Genomic DNA, 23,351 nt, shown 5'->3' with positions numbered 1-23,351 from the left:
TATGGCGGCCAGAGCATGTTCCTTAAAAAGCGCGAAGCGGTTTTCGGAAAAGAACATGCGAATTCAAATAGCGCTGGAGGCGAGCCGCAACGCCATCAGCGCTTCGTCGAGATAGAGGCCGTCCGCGGTCTTCACGGACGCGGGCTCGACTCCATAGATTATAAACCCCCAACGCTCGTAGAAACGCAGCGCTCTCACATTGTCGCGCATCACGGTCAGCGTGACGATCTCGTACGCGCCGCGCGCATGCTCCATCAGCGCGGCCATCAGCGCGTCGGCGCCGCCTTCGCCTCTGTGTCGCTCGCGCAGATACATTCCCCACAGCAGCGCTTTGTGCTTCGTCTTTGCGCCGGCGAAACCCGCGAGCCCTGCGACGCCGACCAGCGTCGCGCCCTCGAAGGCGCCGACGACGAAATCGCGCGCCAGCCGCGCCGCGACCTCCTGCGTCGCAAGATGCGCCTCGTCCTCCGGCGCGAAGCGGAACTCGCGCTCGTGCAGGCGGAATCCCTCTTGCCGCAGAGCGTGGAACTCCGCCGCATCGGCGGGCGTGAGCCGGCGAATCGTCAGCGCCATGGTCGCGGTTTCGTCCTCTCGAGTCGGGCTTCGCGAAGCAAGGCGCGCGCCGATTTCGGATCGAAACGGCTTTCGGCGGCTCGCGGCGCGCGCTAGATTAGCGGCGATGACCAAACTTCTCGACGAGGCCGTCGCGGCTGCGCGCAATCTCCCGGCGGCTATGCAGGACGATCTCGCGCGCGTCATCATAGCGCGCGCCGGAGGCGAGCCCGCTCTCATTCGATTGAGCGCGGAAGAAGAAGCGTCTTTCGACGCCTCTTTCGCCGAGGCGGAGCGCGGCGAATTTGCGACCGAGGAGCAAATCCGCGCCATTTGGTCGAAGCACGGGCTGTGACGCTGCGTTTCACGCTTCGCGCCGCGGCCGAGCTCGAGCGTGTTCTCGTCTAAATCGACAAGCATTTTCCGCCAAGCCGGGCAACGCGGAAATCATCGTCCACGGCGTTCGCCACGGCGCGCATGACCCCGGTTCCATGCCGATGTGACGTCGTCCTTCTCAGTCGTCGTCTTCGTCGTCGTCGAGCAAACGCCAATCCGGCCGCGCTGCGGCGCCGCCGCTGCGCAGCAGCAGCGTCGCCCAGCCGTCGATGTCGCGGCGCTTCGCCAGCGTGAAACCCTGGGCGCGATAGGCCGAGAGCACGCCCGCCACATCGCGCGCCAGCAGGCCCGAGAGCACGAGCTCGGCCCCCGGAGCGGCGACTGCAGCGATCTTGGGCGCGAGCAGGCGCAAGGGCTTGGCGAGAATATTGGCGAAGATCAGATCATATCGCCCCGGCGCGAGCGCGGGATGGCGCACGCCCACGGCGACGACCGGCCGCACCAGTCCGCCGACGCCGTTGAAGCGGGCGTTGACCCCCGCGGTCTCCACCGCGACAGGATCGATATCGCCGCAGGCGATCGGCTGGCGCAGCAGGCGCGCGGCGGCGATGGCGAGCACGCCGGTGCCGGTTCCGACATCGAGCACATTTTGCGGGCGCCGCTGCTTGCAAATTTCAGCGAGCGTCAACAGGCAGCCGAGCGTGGTGCCATGATGCCCAGTGCCGAAGGCGAGCGCCGCCTCTATCTCAATGCCTATGTCGCTCGCGCCCACACGGCCGCGGTCGTGCGAGCCATGGACGAGGAAGCGGCCGGCGCGCACGGGCCGCAGCCCCTCGAGCGAGGCGCCGACCCAATCCTTCTGCGAAATCTCGAAAAAGCGCGCCGAGGCGGCGGCTTCGGCGCCCGCCGCGGCCTCGATCAGCGCGCGGATCTGCGCCTCGTCCGGCGGATCGCCGAAATAGACCTCGACGGCCCAGCTTTTTTCGTCCGGTTCCTCGAAAGCCGTGGCCGCGGTCTCGGCGGGATCGAAGGTCTCGACGATGAGATCGGCGATGGCGCGCGCGGTTTTTTCGTCGGAGACGAGGCGCAAGCCGTGGCTCGCGCCATTGGGGGGAAGTCCTTCCAGCATAGGCGCGCTTAGCACGCCCGCGCCGCGCCGTCACCCGGCGCGCGCTTCGACGCGCCAACAGGCTGCGGAAAAGCGCGCCTCGCGCACCTCGACATGAGGGTCGTACGCCTGTTTCGCGGCCTCGTCGATTTGCGCGCGCGTCTCCTCGTTGGCGAGACGCCGCGCGCGAAGACGCCGAAGGCGCGCTGTCAGCCCTTCGGCTTGGCTTGAATTTCCTGCTTGCTGAAATTGGAGAGATCGCCCTCTGCAGCGGCCGCCCTGCGCCAGGATTTGGCGATGGCCGGATATTTGATCTCGACGCAGATCTTGGCGACTCGCTGCTGCAATTTCTCGCTGCCGCAGGACGGGCAGACCGGCGTGTCCGAACCGCGGACCAGCAGTTCGCACTCCGCATGACAATCTTCGCATTCATAGGAGTAGAGCGGCATGCTGTTCCTCTCGTCCATTCCTCTCGTCGGCGGGCCGCTCAGGCGGCGCCTATTTTTAAAGCAATAACTGTGCCGGCGCGACGTGACCACCGCCGCGGCGCCGGCGAAAAATCCGATTGGAACGCCTTTCGCTACGCATAGAGTGTGAAGCTCTCTCCAAAACCGCGGGCGCCATGTCTTCCGATCATTCGACGTCCTCCACTCGTCTGACGGCCCGTTTCATCCCCTCGCTCGAGCAGGTCGACGCGGCGGCCTGGGACGCGCTCGCCAATCCTTGCGGGCTCACGGCCGAGGAGGCCGGCGGCGAGCGCTTCAATCCCTTCATCTCAAGCGCCTTTCTGCTGGCGCTCGAGCAGTCGAGATCGGTCGGCGCGCGCACCGGCTGGACGCCGCTCTACACGATTTTGGAGGACGCCGAGGGCAGGCTCGTCGCCGCCGCGCCCTCTTATGTGAAGACGCACAGCATGGGCGAATATGTCTTCGATTTCGGCTGGGCGCAGGCCTATGAGAACGCCGGCGGGCGCTATTATCCCAAGGTGCAGGTCGCGGTTCCCTTCACGCCGGCGACGGGGCGGCGTCTGCTCGTTGCCCGCGACGCGCCGGAGGGCGCGCTGCCCGGGCTCGTCCATGCGTTGCGCGCGCTGCGCCAGGCGGCGGAGGCCTCCTCCATCCATGTCACCTTCGCGACAGAGGGCGAGGTCGGGGCGCTGGCGGCCGAGGGCTTCGCGCCCCGCGCCGGCGAGCAATTCCATTTCTTCAACGAGAACTATCGCGATTTCGACGATTTTCTCGCCGCGCTCTCCTCGCGCAAGCGCAAGACGATCAAGCGCGAGCGGCGCGACGCGCTGGGCGACGATCTCGCGATCGACGTCCTCACCGGCGCCGACATAAAGCCCGCGCATTGGGACAAATTCTTCGCTTTCTATATGGACACGGGCGCGCGCAAATGGGGCCGGCCCTATCTGACGCGCGACTTTTTCGACCGCATCGGCGCGACGATGGCCGAGCGCATTCTCCTGGTCATGGCGCGGCGGGACGGGGACCATATCGCCGGGGCGATCAATTTTCTGGGCGACGACGCGATCTACGGCCGCAATTGGGGCGCGCTCGAGGAGCGGCCCTTTCTGCATTTCGAGGTCTGCTATTATCAGGCGATCGAATACGCCATCCGCCATGGATACAAGCGCGTGGAGGCCGGCGCCCAGGGCGAGCACAAGCTCGCGCGCGGCTATCGGCCCGTCGCCACACATTCGGCGCATGATTTCGCCGATCCCAGGCTGCGGACCGCGATCGTCGAATTTCTGTCGCGCGAGAAAGTGGCGGTCGACGAATCCATCGCCGATTACGAGGCGAGCCTGCCCTTCCGCCGCGCCGAGGCCGGCGGGGACGATCACTGACGGCTTTGCGGCGCGAGGGGATCAGGGCGAATCGGGCGACGGCCGCTTCTTCGGCTCCGGCCGGCTCCCGTCCTCGCGCGGCGATTGCGCGTTCGACTTGCGCCGGCGCAGATTGGCTTTGAGCGCGGCCGCCAGCGCCGTGGCGTTCTTCTTGGCCGGAGCGGGGGGCTTCTTGCCGTTTTCGGTCATTTCGGGGCTCTGATCGGCGACGCCGTCATGCGGCTCTGGGTCGGGAGCGGGCGCTCGAGCGCTTTCCGATCGAGCGGAATCGTTCGATCGATCAGAATTCGCTCCAACGAACGAAAACTAGAGCGCTCTAGGCGGCACGAAACTTGCTGACTTTTTCTGCGCGGCCCGGGGGTGGCCGCGAGTTCAATCCAGCACGAGTGGCGACGACGATGCAAACGACTTTCATCAGAAATACCGACGATGGCCACAAAGTCGAAGTCGTTGGTCCTTATGTCTGCGTCGACGGAAAGCCGGTCGCCGACCGGGTCGTCGAGGTCAAGGACCATCCCAATCGCTTTGCGATCCTGCACACGCTTCCCAATGCCGCCTTCATGGCCGGCCCGGTCGTTCTGACCGCCGAGGAGGCTTCGGTCGTGCGTGGCGCGCTGCTGATGGCCAAGCCCTCGCCGACCGATCCGGTCGCGATCAACGAGCAGCTCCGCCATGCGGTCAACGCCCGCAACCGCGAGTCCGGCATCGAGTAATCGCTTCGAATTACGGGCGCAGGCCCCCTCCCCCGCTATCGCGGGAGAGGGGGCAGATTCGGCGCTTCATCGAAGCTTCGCGAGACGTCGCAGACCCCCTCTCCCGCGATAGCGGGGGAGGGAGGGGGCGTCGGGGCTCAATAATCGACGGCGACGAGATAGAGCCCATGCGGCGGGGCGACCTGCCCGCAGCGGGTTCGGTCCTTTGCCTCGAGGGCGGCGCGCAGATCGTCGGCGCTCCATCGGCCGGAGCCGACATGCTCCAGCGAGCCGGCGAGCGAGCGCACCTGATTATGCAGGAATGAGCGCGCGCAGGTGACGATCTCTATGATGTCGTCCATGCGCCGCACGTCGAGCCGCTCCAGCGTTCGCACCGGCGAATTGGCCTGACATTCCGTCGAGCGAAAGGTCGTGAAGTCGTGGCGGCCGACGAGCGCCTGCGCGGCCTCGTGCATCGCCTCCGCATCGATGCGGCGCTTCACATGCCAGGCGCGGCCGCGTTGCAGCGTCAGCGGCGCGCGGCGATTGTCGATCACATAGCGATAATGCCGGCGGATCGCCGAGAAGCGCGCCTCGAAACTCTGCGCGACGCGGCGAGTCTCCAGCACGGCGATCGGGTCGGGCCGCAAATGGGCGTTGAGCGCATCGCGCAGCCGGTCCTCGCGCCAGTCGCGCGTCAGATCGACGTGGCCGACCTGTCCCAGCGCATGCACGCCGGCGTCGGTGCGCCCGGCCCCATGCACGACGCGCCGCTCGCCATGCTCGAGCGCCGCGACCGCCTCCTCGAGCCGCTGCTGCACGGAGGCGCCATTGGCCTGCCGCTGCCAGCCGACGAAGGGCGAGCCGTCATATTCGATGGTCAGCGCGTAGCGGTAGGCGGCGCGCCCTTCGCCCTCCGCTTCGGGGGGAGGCGAAGAGCCCGCCTCGAATGTGGTCGCCATTTTTACGTCGCCAGAGTCATGCCGGGGGCGAGCGGTCGGCCGCGCAAAAAATCGGCGATCGCCATCGGCGCCTTGCCGCCGCGCTGCACCTCCACCAGCCGCAGCGCGCCCTCGCCGCAGGCGACGAGTCCCTTGTCGTCGAGCGCCGCGCCGGGCGCGCCCGCGCCTGCTTCGAGCTTCGTGCGCAGCACTTTCACGCGCTCGAGCCCATGGCCGAGATCGCTCTCGAAAAAGGCGCCGGGAAAGGGTGAGAGGCCGCGCACGAGATTGTGAATCTCGTGCGCCGGGCGGCGCCAATCGATGCGGCTCTCGCTCTTGTCGATCTTCTGCGCGTAAGTGACGCCCGCCTCGGCCTGCGGCGCGAAGGAGAGCGCGCCGGCCGCGAGATCGCGCAGCGATCTCGTCATCAGCTCGGCGCCCGCGGCGGCGAGCGCGTCGTGCAACTCGCCCGTCGTCATATCCTCGCCGATCGAAACGCGCGCGGTCGCGGCGACGGGGCCGGTGTCGAGGCCTGCCTCCATTTTCATCACCATCACGCCGGTCTCGGCGTCGCCGGCCATGACCGCGCGCTGGATCGGCGCCGCGCCGCGCCAGCGCGGCAGCAGCGAACCGTGCAGATTGAGGCAGCCCAAACGCGGCGCATCCAGCGCCGCCTGCGGCAGAATGAGCCCATAGGCCGCGACCACCGCCACATCGGCGCCGAGCGCGGCGAAAGCGCGGATCGTCTCCTCGCTCTTGAAGCTCTTGGGCGTGAAGACGGGAATCGACAGTTTTTCGGCCAGCCGATGCACGGGCGAGAGCTTCAGCTCCATGCCGCGGCCGGCCGGCGCCGGCGCGCGCGTGTAGACCGCCACGACCTCGTGACCCTCGGCGACGATTTTCTCGAGCAGCGGCGCGGCGAAATCGGGCGTGCCCATGAAGACGACGCGCATGCTCCCGATCACGCCTCGACCTTATCCGTGACGGGAGCGGCGCGGGCGGCGGCCTTAGCGAATTTCTTCACCACGCGGTCGCGCTTCAGCCGCGAGAGATGGTCGATGAACAGCCCGCCCTCGAGGTGGTCGATCTCGTGCTGGAGCACGGTGGCGAGCAATCCGTCGGCCTCGATCTCCTGCGTCGCGCCGGCGCGGTCGAGATAGCGCACGCGCACGCGCGCCGGGCGCTGCACATCCTCGAAATAATCGGGAACGGAGAGGCAGCCCTCCTGATAGACGAAGAGCTCCTCGGACGCCCAGACGATCTGAGGATTGATGACGAACAACGGATTCTTCGGCTCGTCGCCGCGCGTGGCGTCGGCGACGACGATGCGCTTGGGAACCGCGATCTGGATCGCCGCGAGGCCGACGCCGGGGGCTTCGTACATGGTCTCGAGCATATCGTCGAGCAGCTGCTGGAGCTCGCCGTCGAAGGTCGTGACGGGGTCGGAAACGAGCCGCAGCCGCGGATCGGGCAGGGTGATGATGGGACGAATGGCCATTTGCTTGCTTTCGCGCCTGGACTTTCTGGCGGTCTCGACCGTCGAGATAGGGATGCGCCCGGTCTCCGTCAAATGGACGCCGGCGCGGGTTTGATGCAGATTATATTCCGCTTCCGCGCGCAATGTAAGAGATCGGGGGTCGCGACAGGATGGTCGGCCGAAGCTTTCCTCACCCTGAGGAGGGCGAGGGGCGTTGTTTCTCGATGGTCGCTTGCTTCCCCGCAGGCGGGGCTGTGCGCCGGCGCACTTTCGCGCGTCGTGAAAGCCGGCTACGACTTCGGCCGTCCGCCGTTGGCGCGCGACGCGAAAAATCGTGGAGCCCGATCATGACCGCTCTCATCCTTCTCGGCGTATTGGTTCTCGCCGTCCTCTGGCTCGTCGGCTCCTACAACGGCCTGGTGACGCTGCGGCAGCGCTGCCGCCAGGCGTTCTCGGACATAGACGTCCAGCTCAAGCAGCGTCACGACCTCATCCCCAATCTGGTGGAGACGGTGAAGGGCTACGCCGCCCATGAGCGCGGCACGCTCGAGGAAGTGGTCGCCGCCCGCAACAAGGCGGTGGCCGCGCAGGGCCCGCAGGCGCAGGGCGCCGCCGAGAGCGCGCTCAATGGCGTGCTCGGCCGGCTCTTCGCCCTCGCCGAGCATTATCCGGATCTCAAAGCCAATCAGAACTTCCAGCAGCTGCAGAGCGAATTGTCCGACGTGGAGAACAAGATCGCGGCGTCGCGGCGTTTCTTCAACAACGCCTCGGCCGAATACAACGCCGCCCGCGAGAGCGTCCCGGCGGCGTTCTATGCGGCGTCATTCGGCTTCTCGCCGCAGGAGTTCTTCAATCTCGAGGAAGGCGAGCGCAAAGCCGTCCAGGAGACTCCCAAGGTCCAATTCTAAAGGGAAGTTTTCTCCTTCTCCCCTCGCGGGAGAAGGTGGCCCCGCGCAGCGGGGTCGGATGAGGGGGCGCCGCGATGACAATCCCGCAAGAGGTGATGCTGCGTCTGGCGCGCGAGCAGCGCGCCGACGCCGTGAACGCTGAGGCGATAATGTGGCGCGCCCTGCGTGGACGCCGTCTCGGCGGTTTCAAATTCCGCCGTCAGGTTCCCATCGGCCGCTACATCGTCGATTTCGTTTGTTTCGAGGCGCGGCTGATCGTGGAGATCGATGGGCCGTCCCATGACGCGGATTTGCAGCACAAGCGGGATGTAGCTCGCGATCAATGGCTCGAGCAGCAAGGCTTTCGCATCATGCGCCTCCCGAATGATCTCGTGATCGGCTCGCCTGAATTGGCGACGCAGCGCATCACGCGCGCCTTGCGAGATTGCGCGGCTCCCCCCTCATCCGACCCGGCCAAAGCCCGTCGCTCGACGGGCGTCCTCACGGACGCCCTATGGCCGGGCCACCTTCTCCCGCAAGGGGAGAAGGGGAAAACGCGTTAGCCCCATGTTTCACGCCTACGGCCTCTACACCCATATTCAGGCGAACCGGCTGCGCTCGCTGCTGCTGCTCGCGGGATTCGTCATGCTGCTGCTGGCGCTGATGTTCGCTGTCGCGCTTCTCTATGAGGCGGCGCAGGATGGAACGCTGCCGCAGATCACGGCGCGCGCGCTGCGTGATCTCGAGCATGGCTGGCCGATCGCCTTCGCCGCGGCCGGGCTGTGGTTCGTGATCGCCTATTTCTTCCATCAAAAGCTCATCGACGCCGCCACCGGCGCCGCCGATGTCGCGCGCGAGGACGCCCCGCGCCTCTATAATCTGCTCGAGAATCTCTGCATCTCGCGCGGCATTCCCATGCCCTCGCTGAAGATTATCGAGGATGGCGCGCTCAACGCCTATGCCTCCGGCGTGAGGGAGGCCCATTACGCCGTCACCGTCACGCGCGGCCTAATGGAGACGCTGGACGATGTCGAGATCGAGGCCGTGCTCGGCCATGAGCTGACCCATATTCGCAATCGCGACGTTCAGCTCATGGTGGTCGCCGCCATTTTCGCGGGGATATTCGCTTTCGTCGGCGATCTCGTCTTCCGCAATTGGGGCTTCCGCTTTTCGCCCAAGCGCGCGACCGAGGAGGGGCGCGATCGCGGCGGGGCGAGCGGCGCGGGAATCGCCATCGTCATCGCTCTGGCGATCATCGCATTGAGCTGGGGGCTCTCTGTGCTGATCCGCTTCGCCATCTCGCGCTCGCGCGAATTTCTCGCCGACGCCGGCTCGGTGGAGCTCACCAAAAATCCGGATGCGATGATCTCGGCGCTGCGCAAGATCGAGGCGAACGCCATCATTCCCGACATGCCCTCGCGCATGGGCGCTTTTTTCATCGAGAGCCCGGCGCGCAAGGCGCGCGCTCTATTCTCGACGCATCCTTCCGTCGATGATCGCGTCGCGGCGCTGGTGCGCTATGCGGGCGGCCGCGACATGCCGAAGCTGGAGCCGCCGCCGGCGCCGATCGAGGATCATGGACCGTGGGAGGCCGCGCCGGCCCCGCCGCCAGGCGCGCCCGGCTTTCTGCCGAGCGACGGCCGCAGCCCGCTCGATCCGCCGTCGCATGGGCCCTGGGGTTAGAGGCCTCTGTTTCGAACCGGCGTCCACTTCGGTTGGAAAGGCTAGCCTGTCGCGAAGCGGGCCAGAAACTCGGCCGCCTCCCGCAGTGATCGGCGCGCCTCGGGCATGAAGGCGGCGCCCAATTGCCAGCCATGCGGCACGACCGGGAAAATCGTCAATTCGACGGGTGTTCCCGCCGCCGTGGCGCGCTCGGCGAGGCGGCGCGAATCGTCGAGCAGCAGCTCGTCCTCGCCCACATGGATGAGAAGCGGCGGCAGGCCGGAGAGATCGTCGAACAGCGGCGAGGCGTCCTTGTCTCGGACGCTCGCCTCGCCGAGATATTGCCGCGCGGCGAGCCGCAGCGCGCGCCGCGTGAAGATCGGGTCCTTCCCCTCATTGGCGCGCGCCGAGGCGCCGCCGGCGGAAAGATCGGTCCAGGGCGAGAACAGCGCCGCGGCGCGCGGGAGCGGCAGGCCGCGCGCGCGCAGCCGCAGCATCAGCGACAAGGCGAGGCCGCCGCCGGCCGAATCTCCGGCGATCACCAGCGGGCCGCGCGCGGCGAGACCTTCATAGGCGGCCGCCACATCGTCGAGCGCGGCGGGAAATCGGTGTTCCTGCGCCAGCCGATAGGTGGGGGTGAAAACGTCGAAGCCGGCCTTTGCGAAATAGCGCGCGGTCGATCGGTAGAGGCGCGGCGCGCCGGCCATGAAGGCCCCGCCATGCAGATAGAGCAGCGTCGCCTCGGCCGATCGCGCCCGGATCCACTCGCCGGGAATTTCGGGGTCGGCCTCGGCGGCGCCGGCCGGCGGCCAGGGCCAGCGCAGATTCAGCGCCTGCGCCGCCGCCTCGCCGCCCGCCTCGCCGTTGACGCGCGGGCGCAAATAGCGGCGCAGATAGGCGCGCGCAAGACGCGCCGAAAGGCTCGCCATGGCGCCCTATTTCGCAGCCGCTGGAGGAGGGGGCGTCGCGGGCTTTTCAGCTGCGGTCTTTTCCGCCGGCGGGATCGTCGCTTCCAGCAGCGCGTCGAGCTTGTCGTCGAAGAGCCCGGAGGCCTTGGCGCGGCTGTTCCAGAGCATGGCCTCGGAATGGTTCTTCTCGACGCCGAGCCCTTCGGCCAGCAATCGCGCCAGCCGGTTCTGCGCCACGACATTGCCGGCCGCGGCCGCCTGCCGCAGCAGCTTCACCGCATGGGTCCGGTCGCGGGCGACGCCGGCGCCGTTGAATTCCATAATGGCGAATTCGACCATGGCCGCCGTATGGCCCGCCTCGGAGCCCTTGCGGAGCCATTTCGCCGCCTCGGCCGGATCGGCGGCAACGCCGCGCCCATTCTTGTAGAGCAGCGCCAGCGCATAGGCGGCGTCGGAATCGTCGAGCAGCGCGGCGCGGCGGAAATAGGCGATGGCGCGGGCGAAATCGGGCTCCTTGCCGTCATTCTCGAGCGCGATCTCGCCGAGCAGCTCGAGCGCCGCCGGATGGTCCTGCGCCTTCTCGAGATAGGCGCGGGCGAGCGCATGATCCTTCAGCGTGTCGCGGCCGGTGAGCGCCGCTGCGCCGAAGAAATAGGCCGCGTCCCTGCCGCCGGCGTCGGCGGCGCGGCGGAACCATTGCATCGCCTTGGCCCGGTCGGGCGCGACGCCCTGCCCGTCGAGATAGAGCCGGCCGATCAAGGTCAGAGCGGCGGCGTCCTTCGGGTTGGCGGCGAGGCGCTTCTCGGCCTCGCCCCTGGCCGCGACATAATCGCCGCGCTGATAGGCGCCGAAGGCGAGATCGGGCCCCGGCGGCGTCGGCTCGGCGGCGACGGCCGCGCCGGCGAGCAGGCAGAGCGCGAGCGCGAGGCGAAGCCGCGTTGTCATCGCGCCGCCTCCGCCGCGAGCCGCGCGGCGTCGCGAACGGCTTCGGCGGGGCCGCGCGGATCGTCCCAGACCGCCTCGGCCAGAAGGACGAATTCGGCGCCCGCCGCCGAGAGCGGGCCGATTTCCGCGAGGCTGTGCGCCCAGGCGACGCAGGGCGTGTTGAAAATCTCCGCCCACCAGGCGACGCGCTCCGCGGTCCAATCGAGCGTAAGCGGCTCGCCCTCTTCGCCGATATCGCCGAAGAGGAGATAATCCGCGCCCGCCTCGCCGGCGCGCATCGCCTCGTCCCGCGTGGCGAGGCCGCCGACGCCGACGATGAAATCCGGCGAAAGCCGCTTTATCGCCGCGGCGAGACGTTTGTCGTCGAAGGCAAGATGCAGCCCGTCTGCGCCGCAACGCGACACGAACTCCGGCTCGCCCTCGATCAGCAGAGCGACGCCGGCGGGCTGGGCTATGCCGGCGACGGCGCGGATGGCGCGCTCGGCCACCGGCGGCGGCATAGTCTCGAGGCGCAGCAGCAGGCTGGCGACCTCGGCGGCTGCGAGCGCGGCCGCGAGGCGCAGCAGAAAGGGCTCGACCTCGGCGAGGCGCGGCGTCGCGAGGTAGAGGCGGGCGAAATCTTCGGGCAGATCTTCCGACATGGGCTCTTCTTCTACGATTCGGCGGCGGCCGATTCAATTCGGCGCGAATCCGCGCCGTTGTATGGCGCCGCGAAGCGGATTATGCGACTGCGCAGGTAGGAACGGCATGAGCGGCGGAACGGCATGAGCGGCCCTCGCATATTGATCGTCGACGACGAGCCGCAAATGCTGCGCGTGCTGCGGCCGGCGCTGGCGGCGAGCGGCTATGAGACGCTCGAGGCCGCGACCGGGCGCGAGGCGCTGAAGGCGATCGCCGCAAGAGCGCCGGATGCGGTCCTGCTCGATCTCGGCCTGCCGGATATGGACGGCAAGGAGGTTCTCCGCCAGGCGCGGGCCTTCTCGCAGGCGCCGATCCTGATTCTTTCGGCGCGCGATCGCGAGGCCGAGAAGATCGCCGCGCTCGACGCCGGCGCCGACGACTATGTGGAAAAACCCTTTTCGATCGGCGAATTATTGGCGCGGCTGCGGGCGGCGCTGCGCCATGGGGCGAAAGGCGCGGCCGAGACGGGCGAGATCGAGAGCGGCGGATTGCGCGTCGATCTTTCGCGGCGGCTGGTGACCAAGAACGGCGTGGCCGTGAAGCTGACGCCCAAGGAATATGAGCTGCTGGCGACGCTCGCGCGTCACGCGGACCGCCTGCTCACCCATCGCCAGATTCTGACGGCGGTCTGGGGGCCGGCGCATGGCGAGGACACGCAATATTTGCGGGTCTTCATCGGCCAGCTGCGCGCCAAGATCGAGGAGGACGCCGCGGCGCCCGCGATCATTCTGACGGAGCCGGGGGTCGGCTATCGTTTCGTGAGGCTGTGACGGCGCGCGTTCAGCGCGCCTTGCGGCAGACGATTCGGATCGCCTGTCCGGTCGCGAGACCCTCGCTCGACTCGACCGGGACGAAGCGGCAGCGGCCCTCGGCGTGCTCGGCGACGGCGAAAACGGCCGACTCGGCGACAGGCGCGGCGCTGCGTGAAAGAAGCGCCTTGCCGCCCGCCAGAGCGACGGTCGCGCCCAGAATGACGAAAGCGATTTTGATCGCGGAGGCGGTCTCGACGGGGCGCGAAGCGAATTCGGAAACGGCGAAGGTCATTGGTCTCTTCCTTTAAAAGCTCGTGTCGCGGGCGGCGCCCTGCGAATGATGCGAGTCTTAAGGGAGCGGCGCGCCCCTGTTTGTGCGCGGGGGCACAGAGGGAGCCGGCCGATCAATAGGCTTTGCGGCAGACCCAGCGGGTGACCTGGCCGCGCACGCCATAACCCTCGTCGATCTCGACGTTGACGCGGCGGCAGACGCTCTGCGTGGCTTCGGCGCCGGCGAAAGTCGCGGGCTCGGCGATGGCGGCGACAGCCTCGGTCGGGGCGAGTGGGGCGGCGACGCTCTGCGCCATGAAGGCCTTGGCGCCGGCGAGCGCGACGGTCGCTCCGAGAAGGACGAACGCCATGCGCATGGCGGCGGCGGTCTGGACAGGGCGCGAAGCGAATTCGGTAACGGCGAAAGTCATTGTCTCTACTCCCCCAGCGTCCGGGCTTCATGCCCGGCCAACGATGCTGTTTCTAAGGGAGCGGCGCCCACGTGTTTGTGCTTAGGCGCACAGGGCCGCGAAGGAGGTGATTTCGACCTCGGCCACTCGGAGCCCTGGCGCGAAGGCGGCGATATTGACTTGGCGATCGCCGGCTGCTTCCCTTTCATCGTTCTTTTCGATGACGGGCTCGTTGTTCAAAGATGAAATGCGCGAAAATCTTAGCGATTTGCGTCGCTTTGTCGGCGCCGGCCACATCTGCGGCCGGAGAGGAGATCATGGTTCTCGGCCCGCGTCAGTTCGAAGCGGACCGCAGCGGCGCGGGAGCCGTGCTCTGCGCTTGGTCGATCTATCTTTCGGTCCAGAATTATATGAGGTCCTGCGGCGTGGCCCGGAGCCCGGCGGATGACGCGATCGACGAAGCGATTGTCGCGATCGACGACTTCGTTCTCGCCAATTCCTCGCTCCATCCGACGCGCGCGGCGCTCGAAGCTTTCAAGCGCCGCGTCGCGGAATCGGATGCGAGGCGCAAATCCGGCGATCGGACGATCTGCGAAAACCGCGATCTCGAGCATTTGCGCGGCGTCGCGCCGCAGGCGTTGCGCGAATCGGTGAAAAAGTTGCTCGCCGTCCCGCGCGAGCCGGTCATGAATCCCTGCCTCTGAGCGTCAGAAAAATCAGCGGCTGTCGGACGGCGGGATCGGATCGCCTGCGCCCCAGACCGGCGAGCGATCGCCGTCGAAAGGCGCGAGATTGAGACAATACCGGGCGATGATAGCGCCATCGCCCTGAATGACGACATGTTTGATGGAATGCACCGTATATCGCCGGGGGGCCTCGGCCGAGCCCGAAGGATCGTTCGGGTCGAGGCGCGGCCAGCCTTCGTCGTCGAAGCGCTCTCCGACCGAGACGGTCGGAAAGGGGCTCGCCGCATGGAAGATCGCGACCGGACGATGCTCGCCCGATATGTCGCAGAGCTCCAACCGATATTCGATACGGTCCATGCTCTCGTCAGCCGCCGACCACCGTGGTGATCACCTGCCCCTCGCGGGCGAGCGTGATCTTCCAATAATAATGGCGGTTGATCGTCGCCCGCTCGAGGTCGCGCGTCGTGGCGATCTTCTCGTCATTGATCACCAGAATCACATCGCCTTTCTGTAGGTTCAGCTGCGCGGCGACCGATTGCGGGTCGATCTCCGCCACGACGACGCCATTGGCCGCGCCCTGCACGGAGAATTCCTCGAGCACGGCGGGCGAGATGTTGACGACGGTCGCGCCGGCGAAAGGCGAGGGGCCCTTCACCTTGACCGCATCGCGCGCGGGAATCTCTGGAGCGGCCGCGAGCTTCAGAGGCACGGCGATGGTCTTGCCGGAGCGCAGCACGCCCAGCGTCGCCTGCCCGCCGAGCGGCTTGGTGGCGAGGCGATAGCCGACCGCCTCCGGATCATCGGCAGATTGGCCGTCGACGGAGACGATGACGTCGCCGCGCTTCAAGCCGGCGTCGAGCGCCGGGCCCTTGGGATAGAGATCGGCGATCAGCGCGCCGGCCGGGCGCTCCAGCCCCAGGCCGTCGGAAATCTCCTTGGAGAGATTCTGCAGCGTCGCCCCCAGCCAGGGGCGCTTGACTTGCTTGCCGCCGCCCTTGGCCGCCGCCACGACGATCTTGACCATATTGACGGGGATCGCGAAGCCGATGCCGACCGAGCCGCCGGATTTGGAGAAGATCGCCGAGTTGATGCCGACGACGCGCCCGCTCATATCCACCAGCGGCCCGCCGGAATTGCCGGGATTGATGGAGGCGTCGGTCTGGATGAAGAAGCCGTAATCGGAAATGCCGACCTGCGTGCGCGCCAGCGCCGAGACGATGCCCTGCGTCACCGTCTGGCCGACGCCGAAGGGATTGCCGATGGCGAGCGCGAGATCGCCGACCTCGAGCGCATCCGAATCGCCGAGCTCCATCGTCGGATAATTGGCGGTCTCGGTCAGCTTCAGAACGGCGAGATCGGTGCGCGGGTCGCGCAGCAGGATTTTCGCCGGTATCTCGCGCTTGTCGGAAAGGGAGACCTTCACGTCGGTCATGCCCTCGATGACGTGATTATTGGTGACGACGAGGCCCGAGGCGTCCACGATGACGCCGGAGCCGAGCGATTGCGCGGTCGGCCCGCGCGGGCCGCCGCCGCCCTCGCCGAAGAAGCGGCGGAAGATCGGATCGTCGAAAAAGGGATTGGCGGGCCGCTGCTCGACGCGCGTCGCAAAGACATTCACCACGGCGGGCGCCGCCTTTTTGACAATGGGCGCGAAGGACAAGACGACATCGGCGCGCGATTGCGGCAGCGCGCGCTCCGCCTGGGGCGCCAGCGCGACCTGCGCGCGCGCGGCGGGCGCCGCGGCGGCGACGAGCGCGAGAAGGGTGAGAGCCGCAATGAATTGGCGCCGAAGAAAAAGCATCGCTCGTCCTCTGGAGGTGAGATTCGTTTGGGCATATTAGCCCGAAAAGCGTCAGACTCGTGGAATTCGCATGGGCGCGTAGGGGTGGCCGTTCAATCCCGCGCTCGGGCCAGATAGATGGTGTGGCGCGGATCGCCGGCGCCGCCGCGCGCGGCGACCTCGCTCGCCCGGAAGGAGAAGCGAGTCTCCTCGAGACGTTCCTCGAAGCGCGGCGAGGGATCGGCCGACCAGACCGCGAGCACGCCCGCGGCGGCGAGCGCGCGCCGCATCTTGCGCAGGCCGCGCGCCGAGAACAGCGCCGAGTTGATGTCGCAGAGCACCGCCTCCGGCCCATTGTCGATGTCGAGGAGGATGGCGTCATAGGCGCCCTCGGCGGCCTCCATCACAGCGGCGACATCGGCTTGGCGCAGCGCGACGCGGACGTCCTCGAGCGGGCGGCCGGCGAGCGGCGCCAGCGGACCGCGGTTCCAGGCGATGATCTCGGGAAGCAGCTCGGCCACGGTGATGCGCGCGTCCTTCGGCGCGGCGTCGAGCGCGGCGCGCAGCGTGAAGCCCATGCCGAGTCCGCCGATCAGAATGCGCGGCGCTTCGGGGCGGGTCTCCTCGAGCGCGAGCCGCGCCAGCGCCTCCTCGGAGCGATGGGCGCGGTTGGACATGAGATCATAGCCGTTGCAGCGGATCTCGAAGATTCCGCCGCGCTGGCGCAGCAGCAGCTCGTCGCCCGCCGCGGTGCGCGCGCGGGCGAGCTCGTCCCAGGGCTCGAGGATCATTTCGCCGCGTCCGACGCCGGCGGACGCCCGACGCGGCCGAGGTGAGTGTCGCCGAAGGCGGTTCCATATTTCAGGCCGAAGCCGAGCATTCGGTCGAGGCCGATATGCGAAAGATGGATGAGCGCGATGGAGATCATCAGCCCCTGGCCGAGATAGACGCCGGCGCCGAGCACGGCGAAGGGGATGATCGTCGTATGGGCGGTATTATAGGCGATGGCGCCGATGCGCGGGCCGGCGAGATAGAAGGCCATCGACAGATCGGGAAAAAGGAACAGCCAGGCGAGAAGGCGCCAATCCGCGCCGAGGCCGAAATAAGCGAAAAGGGCGGCCGCCATCAGCGCCGCCCCCTCGAGCCTCAATAGAATTTTCGGCCAACCGAGAACGCTTCCGCTCGCGGGGCTGGAGAGCATCGGCTTACGCCGCCTCTTCCTGAGTCTGGACGGGGCCGGAATCCTGGCCCTTGGCGTCCACGTCGCGGTCGACGAATTCGATGACGGCGAGCGGGGCGTTGTCGCCGTAGCGGAAGCCCGCCTTCAGCACGCGCGTGTAGCCGCCGTTGCGCTCCTTGTAGCGCGGGCCGAGCACGTCGAAGAGCTTTCTGACGAGATCGACGTCCTTCAAGCGGGAGATGGCCTGACGGCGCGCATGCAGATCGCCGCGCTTGCCGAGCGTCACCAGCTTCTCGACCACCGGGCGAAGATCCTTCGCCTTGGGGAGGGTGGTGACGATCTGCTCATGCTTGATGAGCGCCTGGGCGAGATTGGCGAACATCGCCTTGCGATGCTCATGGGTGCGGCCGAAGCGGCGCTTCTTGTTACGATGATACATTGTGGCGGTCTCCGTTTTTCTGCGGCCGCCGTGCCAAGGAACGGCCGTCGTGATGAGCGAGTAGGGAGTAGCGAGTAGAAAATTCTATTCGCTACTCGCTATTTCGCTATTCGCTCGCTCAATAATGCTCTTCGAATCTCTTGGCGAGATCGTCGATGTTCTCCGGCGGCCAGCCGGGCACTTCCATGCCCAGGTGCAGGCCCATTTGCGCCAGCACTTCCTTGATCTCGTTCAAGGACTTGCGGCCGAAGTTCGGCGTGCGGAGCATTTCCGCCTCCGACTTCTGGATCAGATCGCCGATATAGACGATATTGTCGTTCTTCAGGCAGTTGGCCGAGCGCACCGAGAGCTCGAGCTCGTCCACCTTCTTCAGCAGCGCCGGGTTGAAGGCGAGCTGCGGGATGGACGGAGCGGCCTCCTCGCGGCGCGGCTCCTCGAAATTCACGAAGACCGAGAGCTGGTCCTGCAGAATGCGCGCCGCATAGGCGAGCGAATCCTCCGGCGAGATGGCGCCATTGGTCTCGATCGTCAGCGTCAGCTTGTCCTTGTCGAGCTCCTGGCCCTCGCGGGTGTTCTCGACGCGATAGCTCACCTTCTTGACCGGCGAATAGAGGCTGTCGATCGGGATGAGGCCGATCGGCGCATCCTCGGCGCGGTTGCGGTCGGCCGGGACATAGCCCTTGCCGGTCGCGATGGTGAATTCGACGCGGAACTCGGCGCCCTCGTCCAGCGTGCAGATGACGAGATCGGGATTGAGGATCTGCAGATCGCCGGAGGTCTGGATGTCGCCCGCGGTGACGGGCCCCGGACCCAGCTTCTTCAGCGTCAGGCGCTTCACGCCCTCGCCAGCGTATTTGATCGCGATGTCCTTGATGTTGAGGACGATGTCGGTCACGTCCTCACGCACGCCGGGGATCGACGAGAATTCGTGCAGCACGCCGTCGATGTGGATGGAGGTGATCGCCGCGCCCTGCAGGGAGGAGAGCAGGATGCGACGCAGCGCATTGCCGAGCGTCAGGCCGAAGCCGCGCTCGAGCGGCGAAGCCACGGCGACGGCGATGCGGCGCGGATCGTCGCCCGCCGTCACCTCGAGCTTGCTGGGCTTGATGAGTTCCTGCCAGTTCTTCTGGATGCTCACTGTGGCGCCTTTCCTTCAGCTCTCGGCCGGGTTCCGCGCGCCCGGCGCGAGACCCCGTCGCAATTCGTCCCGATGAAATAGGTCTCGTCAGACGCGGCGGCGCTTGCGCGGGCGGCAGCCATTGTGCGGAATGGGCGTCACGTCGCGAATCGAGGTTACGGTGAAGCCCGCGGCCTGCAGCGCGCGCAGCGCCGATTCACGGCCGGAGCCCGGCCCGGAGACCTCGACCTCGAGGGTGCGCACGCCATGCTCGCCCGCCTTGCGGGCCGCGTCCTCGGCGGCCATCTGCGCGGCGTAGGGCGTCGATTTGCGCGAGCCCTTGAAGCCCATCGTGCCCGCCGACGACCAGGACACGGTGTTGCCCTGCGCGTCGGTAATGGTGATCATCGTATTGTTGAACGTCGAATTCACATGCGCGACGCCGGAAACGATGTTCTTGCGCTCCCTACGGCGAACGCGGGTGGTCTCTTTGGCCATGGTCTCTTTCTCGTCCTTCGAACGCGCCCGTAATGCCGGGCGCTAGGGCTCGATGCGGGCGGAAGCAATCCTCGCTCCCTGCCCAGGTGATCGTCGCGAAGCGCTTCGCGACACGTAAGACGGAGCTTACTTCTTCTTGCCGGCGATCGGCTTCGCCTTGCCCTTGCGGGTGCGGGCGTTGGTGTGCGTGCGCTGGCCGCGGACGGGAAGCTGGCGGCGATGGCGCAGGCCGCGATAGCAGCCGAGGTCCATCAGACGCTTGATGTTGATCGCCACCTCGCGGCGCAGGTCGCCTTCGACCAGATAATCGCGGTCGATCGTCTCGCGGATCTGCAGCACTTCGGCGTCGGTCAGCTGGGCGACGCGGCGCTCCGGCGGGATGTTCACCTTCTCCACGATCTCCTGAGCGTTCTTCGCTCCGATTCCGTGGATATACTGCAGGGCGATCACGACGCGCTTGTTGGTCGGAATGTTGACGCCGGCGATACGGGCCATCTTCTCGTCTCTCCATTTGGGGCGAACGGGCGTTCGCCGCTGTCTGCGCCCGCGTCCGGTGGAGGCCGGCCCATGCGGGCTTTTTATACGACGACGGCTCCGTTCCCGCTGAGGAACGGAGCGCGTTGCCGAAGTGGTGAAGGTGGGGTTCCTAGGCGAAAGCCGTCGACCCGTCAAGGCGCCCATGCCGGCGGTCGATCACTTTTCCTCGCTATATTCCTCGAGCTCCAGCCACATGGCGTTGATGACGCCGAAAGCGCAGGCGAGGCCGACGCCGAGAATCCAGGAAAAATACCACATGGCGATCTCCTTTGCGCGATAGGGGAAATTGCGTGCCGATACGGGAAGCTGCGGTCAGTAGGGAAATTCGTCCTTGTCGGCGACGCCCGTCTCCGTCACCGGCCCGCGCAGCGCGTGATAGATCCAGGCCGTATAGGCGAGCACGATGGGCAGGAAGACGATGACCACCGCCAGCATCAGCGTCAATGTGCGCTGGCTCGAGGAAGCGTCCCATAGGGTGAGGCTGTGGTTGGGGTCGAGCGAGGAGGGGAGCAGGAAGGGAAACAGCGTGAAGCCCGCCGTGGCGACGACCCCGGCCGTCGCCAGGCTGGAGCCGATGAAAGCGACGAGCGGCGCCGAGAGGGCGAGGGCCAGCACGGCGACCAGCACGCCGAAATAGGCGGCGGCGGGCGCGGCCAGCGTCCACGGCCGGGCCTCATAGGCGGCCCGCCAGGCGCCCGCCTCATGCGCGACGGTCTTGCCGAGTGGATTGGACGGGCCGGCGGGATCGACCGCGCTGGTCAGCACATAGCCGTCGATATTCTCCGATCCCCAATAGCCGGCATAGGTGAAGGCGGCCAGCAGCACGATCGCCGCGAGCCAGCCGGCGAGCTTGGCGTGAAAGGCGACCGGGCCTTCCGTCTTGCCGGCGAGCCATGTCGCCCCTTGCAGCGTGATCATGGCGAGGCTGACGAGGCCGGCGAGCAGAGCGAAGGGGCTGAGCAGGCCGAAGAGATTGCCCTCATAGACGACGTTCAGCTGATCGTCGAAGCGGAAGGGGGCGCCGAGCAACACATTGCCGAAGGCGACCCCGAACAGAAGCGCCGGGACGAAGCCGGAGACGAAGAAGATCCAGTCCCAGGCGCGCCGCCAGCCGAGCGTCTCGACCTTGCTGCGATAGGTGATCGCGACCGGCCGCAGAATGAGGCCGAGCAGCACGAGGAACATCGCCAGATAGAAGCCGGAGAAGGAGACGGCGTAGAGCGCCGGAAAGGCGGCGAAGATCGCGCCGCCGCCGAGGATCAGCCAGACCTGATTGCCTTCCCACACCGGGCCGATGGCGTTGAGCGTCTGCCGGCGCTCGGCGTCGGTGCGGGCGACGAAGGGATGCAGCACGGCGGCGCCGAGGTCGAAGCCGTCGAATATCGCAAATCCGATGAGCAGCGTTCCGAGCAGGGCCCACCAGACCAGCCGCAGGATTCCATAATCGATCATGTCGAAATCTCCTCGATGAGGATTTCATGCCGGGACGATGGGAAGCCGGCGCCGACCATCCCCGCTCGAAGGCCCCCTCCCCGACCCTCCCCCGCGACGCGGGAGAGGGGGGCGGCGACGTTTCGCGAAGCTTCGATGAAGCGCCGAACTGCTCCCTCTCCCGCGAAGCGGGGGAGGGTCGGGGAGGGGGCCAGACGCGTCACGCGACGAGGAAGGGCCGCTCCGGCGCATCTTGCGGGAAGCTTTCGATCGTCGGGCCGAGCCGGATATATTTGAGCATGAGCCACACTTCGACGATCGCCAGCGCGGTGTAGAACAGCACGAAGCCGCCGAGACTGAGCAGAACATTATAGGCCGGCACATTGGAGGCGCCGAGGAAGGTCGGCAGCACGCTGTCGATGATCCAGGGCTGGCGGCCATATTCGGCGACGATCCAGCCGAGCTCGGCGGCGATCCACGGCAGCGGCAGGCTGTAGAAGGCGAGCTTCAGCAGCCAGGGATTTTGTCTCAGGCGCCGGCGGCTCGCCACCAAGAAGGCCGCGGCGAACAGGAAGATGAAATAAAAGCCCAGCGCCACCATGATGCGGAACGACCAGAACAGCACCGGCACATTGGGGATGGTGGTGAGCGCCGCCTCATGGACCTGCGCGTCGGTGGCGTTCTCTATGTCGGGCCGGATCTGCTTCAGCAGCAGCGAATGGCCGAGGTCCTTGAAGGCCGGCTCGAGCTCGGCGGGGATGGGCGCGCTCGGCCCGTCGGGACGCGCGGCGAGCCATTCATAGGCCGGCATTCCGGCGCGGATGCGCGTCTCCGATTTGGCGACGAGCGATTTTATGCCCTCCACCGGCGTATCCAGCGAGCGCGTCGCGATGAGGCCGAGGAGGTAAGGCGCCTCGAGCTTCAAATGCGTCGTCTGCTCCTTCACGTCCGGAATTCCGAATATGGTGAAGGAGGCCGGCGGCGGCTCCGTCTCCCACATGGCCTCGATCGCCGCGATCTTCATTTTCTGGTTGAAGCTCGCCGTATAGCCGCTCTCGTCGCCGAGCACGACGACGGAGAGCGCCGAGGCGAGGCCGAAGCTCGCCGCCACGTTGGCGGAGCGCCGTGCGATCTCGCGATGCTGGCGGTCAAAGAGCAGATAATAGGCCGAGATGGAGAGCACGAACATCGCGCCGGTCACATAGCCGGCGCTGACGGTGTGCACGAATTTCGACTGCGCGACGGGGTTGAAGAACACTTCCGTGAAGGAGGTGAGCTCCATGCGCAAGGTCTGCGGATTGAACTGCGCCCCGACCGGATTGAGCATCCAGCTGTTGGCGATGAGAATCCACAGCGCCGAGAAATTGGCGCCGAGCGCGACGAGCCAGGTGACGGCGAGATGCGCCACCTTGCTCAGCCGGTTCCAGCCGAAGAAGAACAGGCCGACGAAAGAGGCCTCGAGGAAGAAGGCCATCAGCCCTTCGATCGCCAGCGGCGCGCCGAAAATATCGCCGACATAATGGGAGTAGTAGGACCAGTTGGTTCCGAACTGGAACTCCATGGTGATGCCGGTGGCGACGCCCATCGCGAAATTAATGCCGAACAGCACGCCCCAGAATTTGACCGCATCGCGCCAGATGGTGCGGCCAGTCATCACGAAGACGCTCTCCATTATGGCGAGGATGAGCGACAGGCCGAGCGTCAACGGCACGAAGAGGAAGTGATAGAGGGCGGTCAACGCGAATTGCAGTCTTGAAAGCGTCACCACGTCGAGCTCGAACATCATGCGCTCCTGAAAGAGGAATCAGCCCCGGTCCCGCGCAAACAGCTTTTCCGCGACGGCGGCCGGCGAGATCTGCGGCCGCTTGGAGGCGTCGAAGCACAGGAAGTAGAGCAGGGCGAGGGCCGCGGTCTTGAGAGCGAGGATAGCGGCGATCTCTCGCCAGAGCCGATGCGTCGCCGGAATGGCCGACATGAGCGTCCCCCCGCCCGAAGCGCCGGGCCTGCGGGGACACTAGCCCCTAACGGCTTCGGCTTCATGACCGAGAAAGTCCTGACGGCCCGTACGTGATCGCCGAAGGCCCCGGTCACGCTATATGGAGCACAGAGCGGGGCCGATTCGAAAGGCTCGAATGGCCGCTGCGCGGTTTTGTCGCCGCGGCCGGCGGGCGGGAAACCGCGGGGAGCGGGGCCTCGGCCGAGTCTCTAGCCAAGTT

At 66.8% G+C, this 23,351-nt stretch carries 32 protein-coding genes; 8 read left to right on the top strand and 24 right to left on the bottom strand.

Annotated features, from left to right (window positions below; translation table 11 throughout):
- Positions 1 to 63: 63 nt before the first annotated feature.
- Entirely contained in the window at positions 64 to 573 is a 510-nt protein-coding gene (locus AC6IY7_RS07035) for a GNAT family N-acetyltransferase (protein WP_497782350.1), read from the bottom strand.
- Positions 574 to 679: 106 nt separating this feature from the next.
- On the opposite strand from AC6IY7_RS07035, the gene AC6IY7_RS07030 reads away from it, so the two are divergent.
- Positions 680 to 907: a hypothetical protein gene (locus tag AC6IY7_RS07030; RefSeq protein ID WP_497782349.1), complete on the top strand. Its 228-nt coding sequence runs from the start codon at positions 680 to 682 to the stop codon at positions 905 to 907.
- A gap of 159 nt (positions 908 to 1,066) precedes the next feature.
- Here the strand turns inward: AC6IY7_RS07030 and AC6IY7_RS07025 are convergent, their stop codons facing one another.
- Both AC6IY7_RS07025 and AC6IY7_RS07020 read right to left on the bottom strand, forming a co-directional pair.
- Entirely contained in the window at positions 1,067 to 2,017 is a 951-nt protein-coding gene (locus AC6IY7_RS07025) for a 50S ribosomal protein L11 methyltransferase (RefSeq protein WP_497782348.1), read from the bottom strand.
- A 188-nt stretch (positions 2,018 to 2,205) separates the two neighbouring features.
- A complete protein-coding gene (locus tag AC6IY7_RS07020; RefSeq protein ID WP_497782798.1) occupies positions 2,206 to 2,445 on the bottom strand; it encodes an FmdB family zinc ribbon protein in 240 nt (79 codons plus the stop codon).
- A 173-nt stretch (positions 2,446 to 2,618) separates the two neighbouring features.
- Between AC6IY7_RS07020 and AC6IY7_RS07015 the strand changes: the two genes are divergently transcribed.
- A complete protein-coding gene (locus tag AC6IY7_RS07015) occupies positions 2,619 to 3,842 on the top strand; it encodes a GNAT family N-acetyltransferase (RefSeq protein WP_497782347.1) in 1,224 nt (407 codons plus the stop codon).
- Between the two features lie 21 nt (positions 3,843 to 3,863).
- Here the strand turns inward: AC6IY7_RS07015 and AC6IY7_RS07010 are convergent, their stop codons facing one another.
- Positions 3,864 to 4,031, bottom strand: a complete 168-nt coding sequence (locus tag AC6IY7_RS07010; protein WP_497782346.1) for a hypothetical protein — start codon at positions 4,029 to 4,031, stop codon at positions 3,864 to 3,866.
- Positions 4,032 to 4,240: 209 nt separating this feature from the next.
- Here AC6IY7_RS07010 and AC6IY7_RS07005 point away from each other — a divergent pair, with 209 nt between their 5' ends.
- The gene (locus AC6IY7_RS07005) at positions 4,241 to 4,555 is read left to right on the top strand and encodes a hypothetical protein (protein ID WP_497782345.1); all 315 of its coding nucleotides are present in this window, start codon (positions 4,241 to 4,243) and stop codon (positions 4,553 to 4,555) included.
- A 137-nt stretch (positions 4,556 to 4,692) separates the two neighbouring features.
- Here AC6IY7_RS07005 and truA read toward each other — a convergent pair whose 3' ends face one another.
- The 3 genes from truA to def are packed head-to-tail and all read right to left on the bottom strand — an operon-like array spanning position 4,693 to position 6,973.
- Positions 4,693 to 5,496, bottom strand: a complete 804-nt coding sequence (gene truA, locus AC6IY7_RS07000) for a tRNA pseudouridine(38-40) synthase TruA (RefSeq protein WP_497782344.1) — start codon at positions 5,494 to 5,496, stop codon at positions 4,693 to 4,695.
- A 2-nt stretch (positions 5,497 to 5,498) separates the two neighbouring features.
- Entirely contained in the window at positions 5,499 to 6,428 is a 930-nt protein-coding gene (fmt, locus tag AC6IY7_RS06995) for a methionyl-tRNA formyltransferase (RefSeq protein ID WP_497782797.1), read from the bottom strand.
- A gap of 8 nt (positions 6,429 to 6,436) precedes the next feature.
- Positions 6,437 to 6,973 (bottom strand): peptide deformylase, encoded by a 537-nt coding sequence (gene def, locus AC6IY7_RS06990; protein WP_497782343.1) that lies wholly within the window; start codon positions 6,971 to 6,973, stop codon positions 6,437 to 6,439.
- Between the two features lie 326 nt (positions 6,974 to 7,299).
- Between def and AC6IY7_RS06985 the strand changes: the two genes are divergently transcribed.
- The 3 genes from AC6IY7_RS06985 to AC6IY7_RS06975 all read left to right on the top strand — a co-directional run bounded on the left by AC6IY7_RS06985 (position 7,300) and on the right by AC6IY7_RS06975 (position 9,522).
- A complete protein-coding gene (locus AC6IY7_RS06985; protein ID WP_497782342.1) occupies positions 7,300 to 7,860 on the top strand; it encodes a LemA family protein in 561 nt (186 codons plus the stop codon).
- A 74-nt stretch (positions 7,861 to 7,934) separates the two neighbouring features.
- A complete protein-coding gene (locus tag AC6IY7_RS06980) occupies positions 7,935 to 8,402 on the top strand; it encodes an endonuclease domain-containing protein (protein WP_497782341.1) in 468 nt (155 codons plus the stop codon).
- A gap of 4 nt (positions 8,403 to 8,406) precedes the next feature.
- Positions 8,407 to 9,522, top strand: coding sequence for a M48 family metallopeptidase (locus AC6IY7_RS06975; protein ID WP_497782340.1), 1,116 nt, complete (start codon positions 8,407 to 8,409; stop codon positions 9,520 to 9,522).
- A gap of 41 nt (positions 9,523 to 9,563) precedes the next feature.
- Here AC6IY7_RS06975 and AC6IY7_RS06970 read toward each other — a convergent pair whose 3' ends face one another.
- The 3 genes from AC6IY7_RS06970 to AC6IY7_RS06960 are packed head-to-tail and all read right to left on the bottom strand — an operon-like array spanning position 9,564 to position 11,995.
- Positions 9,564 to 10,430, bottom strand: a complete 867-nt coding sequence (locus AC6IY7_RS06970; protein ID WP_497782339.1) for an alpha/beta hydrolase — start codon at positions 10,428 to 10,430, stop codon at positions 9,564 to 9,566.
- Between the two features lie 6 nt (positions 10,431 to 10,436).
- Positions 10,437 to 11,354 carry a tetratricopeptide repeat protein gene (locus AC6IY7_RS06965; protein WP_497782338.1) on the bottom strand — a complete coding sequence of 306 codons (918 nt, stop codon included), beginning with the start codon at positions 11,352 to 11,354 and terminating at the stop codon, positions 10,437 to 10,439.
- A complete protein-coding gene (locus AC6IY7_RS06960) occupies positions 11,351 to 11,995 on the bottom strand; it encodes a thiamine phosphate synthase (RefSeq protein WP_497782337.1) in 645 nt (214 codons plus the stop codon). The genes AC6IY7_RS06965 and AC6IY7_RS06960 overlap by 4 nt, the downstream gene beginning before the upstream one ends.
- A 123-nt stretch (positions 11,996 to 12,118) precedes the next feature.
- Here AC6IY7_RS06960 and AC6IY7_RS06955 point away from each other — a divergent pair, with 123 nt between their 5' ends.
- Positions 12,119 to 12,805 (top strand): response regulator, encoded by a 687-nt coding sequence (locus AC6IY7_RS06955; RefSeq protein ID WP_497782336.1) that lies wholly within the window; start codon positions 12,119 to 12,121, stop codon positions 12,803 to 12,805.
- Positions 12,806 to 12,815: 10 nt separating this feature from the next.
- Here AC6IY7_RS06955 and AC6IY7_RS06950 read toward each other — a convergent pair whose 3' ends face one another.
- The gene (locus tag AC6IY7_RS06950; RefSeq protein ID WP_497782335.1) at positions 12,816 to 13,079 is read right to left on the bottom strand and encodes a hypothetical protein; all 264 of its coding nucleotides are present in this window, start codon (positions 13,077 to 13,079) and stop codon (positions 12,816 to 12,818) included.
- 112 nt (positions 13,080 to 13,191) lie between these two features.
- Positions 13,192 to 13,488 carry a hypothetical protein gene (locus AC6IY7_RS06945; protein WP_497782334.1) on the bottom strand — a complete coding sequence of 99 codons (297 nt, stop codon included), beginning with the start codon at positions 13,486 to 13,488 and terminating at the stop codon, positions 13,192 to 13,194.
- Positions 13,489 to 13,784: 296 nt separating this feature from the next.
- Here AC6IY7_RS06945 and AC6IY7_RS06940 point away from each other — a divergent pair, with 296 nt between their 5' ends.
- The gene (locus tag AC6IY7_RS06940) at positions 13,785 to 14,171 is read left to right on the top strand and encodes a hypothetical protein (protein WP_497782333.1); all 387 of its coding nucleotides are present in this window, start codon (positions 13,785 to 13,787) and stop codon (positions 14,169 to 14,171) included.
- Positions 14,172 to 14,183: 12 nt separating this feature from the next.
- Here AC6IY7_RS06940 and AC6IY7_RS06935 read toward each other — a convergent pair whose 3' ends face one another.
- The 12 genes from AC6IY7_RS06935 to cydP all read right to left on the bottom strand — a co-directional run bounded on the left by AC6IY7_RS06935 (position 14,184) and on the right by cydP (position 23,110).
- A complete protein-coding gene (locus tag AC6IY7_RS06935; protein ID WP_497782332.1) occupies positions 14,184 to 14,510 on the bottom strand; it encodes a hypothetical protein in 327 nt (108 codons plus the stop codon).
- A 7-nt stretch (positions 14,511 to 14,517) separates the two neighbouring features.
- A complete protein-coding gene (locus AC6IY7_RS06930; RefSeq protein ID WP_497782331.1) occupies positions 14,518 to 15,954 on the bottom strand; it encodes a Do family serine endopeptidase in 1,437 nt (478 codons plus the stop codon).
- 92 nt (positions 15,955 to 16,046) lie between these two features.
- Complete coding sequence (locus tag AC6IY7_RS06925; protein ID WP_497782330.1) at positions 16,047 to 16,724, bottom strand: polyamine aminopropyltransferase; 678 nt, start codon at positions 16,722 to 16,724, stop codon at positions 16,047 to 16,049.
- The gene (locus AC6IY7_RS06920; protein WP_497782329.1) at positions 16,721 to 17,134 is read right to left on the bottom strand and encodes a DUF4260 domain-containing protein; all 414 of its coding nucleotides are present in this window, start codon (positions 17,132 to 17,134) and stop codon (positions 16,721 to 16,723) included. Before AC6IY7_RS06920 ends, AC6IY7_RS06925 begins: the two co-directional genes overlap by 4 nt.
- A gap of 4 nt (positions 17,135 to 17,138) precedes the next feature.
- Positions 17,139 to 17,552 carry a 50S ribosomal protein L17 gene (gene rplQ / locus AC6IY7_RS06915; protein WP_497782328.1) on the bottom strand — a complete coding sequence of 138 codons (414 nt, stop codon included), beginning with the start codon at positions 17,550 to 17,552 and terminating at the stop codon, positions 17,139 to 17,141.
- Between the two features lie 118 nt (positions 17,553 to 17,670).
- Entirely contained in the window at positions 17,671 to 18,690 is a 1,020-nt protein-coding gene (locus AC6IY7_RS06910) for a DNA-directed RNA polymerase subunit alpha (protein WP_196407793.1), read from the bottom strand.
- Between the two features lie 87 nt (positions 18,691 to 18,777).
- The gene (gene rpsK, locus AC6IY7_RS06905) at positions 18,778 to 19,167 is read right to left on the bottom strand and encodes a 30S ribosomal protein S11 (protein WP_018267194.1); all 390 of its coding nucleotides are present in this window, start codon (positions 19,165 to 19,167) and stop codon (positions 18,778 to 18,780) included.
- Between the two features lie 126 nt (positions 19,168 to 19,293).
- The gene (gene rpsM / locus AC6IY7_RS06900; RefSeq protein ID WP_497782327.1) at positions 19,294 to 19,662 is read right to left on the bottom strand and encodes a 30S ribosomal protein S13; all 369 of its coding nucleotides are present in this window, start codon (positions 19,660 to 19,662) and stop codon (positions 19,294 to 19,296) included.
- A gap of 198 nt (positions 19,663 to 19,860) precedes the next feature.
- Positions 19,861 to 19,962: a cytochrome bd-I oxidase subunit CydX gene (gene cydX, locus AC6IY7_RS06895; protein WP_196407791.1), complete on the bottom strand. Its 102-nt coding sequence runs from the start codon at positions 19,960 to 19,962 to the stop codon at positions 19,861 to 19,863.
- Positions 19,963 to 20,016: 54 nt separating this feature from the next.
- On the bottom strand, positions 20,017 to 21,156 hold the full coding sequence (gene cydB / locus AC6IY7_RS06890) for a cytochrome d ubiquinol oxidase subunit II (protein WP_497782326.1): 1,140 nt from the start codon (positions 21,154 to 21,156) through the stop codon (positions 20,017 to 20,019).
- A 199-nt stretch (positions 21,157 to 21,355) separates the two neighbouring features.
- Positions 21,356 to 22,918 carry a cytochrome ubiquinol oxidase subunit I gene (locus AC6IY7_RS06885; RefSeq protein WP_497782796.1) on the bottom strand — a complete coding sequence of 521 codons (1,563 nt, stop codon included), beginning with the start codon at positions 22,916 to 22,918 and terminating at the stop codon, positions 21,356 to 21,358.
- 21 nt (positions 22,919 to 22,939) lie between these two features.
- Positions 22,940 to 23,110 carry a cytochrome oxidase putative small subunit CydP gene (cydP, locus tag AC6IY7_RS06880; RefSeq protein ID WP_497782325.1) on the bottom strand — a complete coding sequence of 57 codons (171 nt, stop codon included), beginning with the start codon at positions 23,108 to 23,110 and terminating at the stop codon, positions 22,940 to 22,942.
- Between the last annotated feature and the right edge of the window lie 241 nt (positions 23,111 to 23,351).

The sequence above is a fragment of the Methylosinus sp. is20ea genome, from assembly GCF_059718135.1.
The sequence above is the reverse complement of the archived record's forward strand: the minus strand, read 5'-3'. Positions and strand labels throughout refer to the sequence as shown.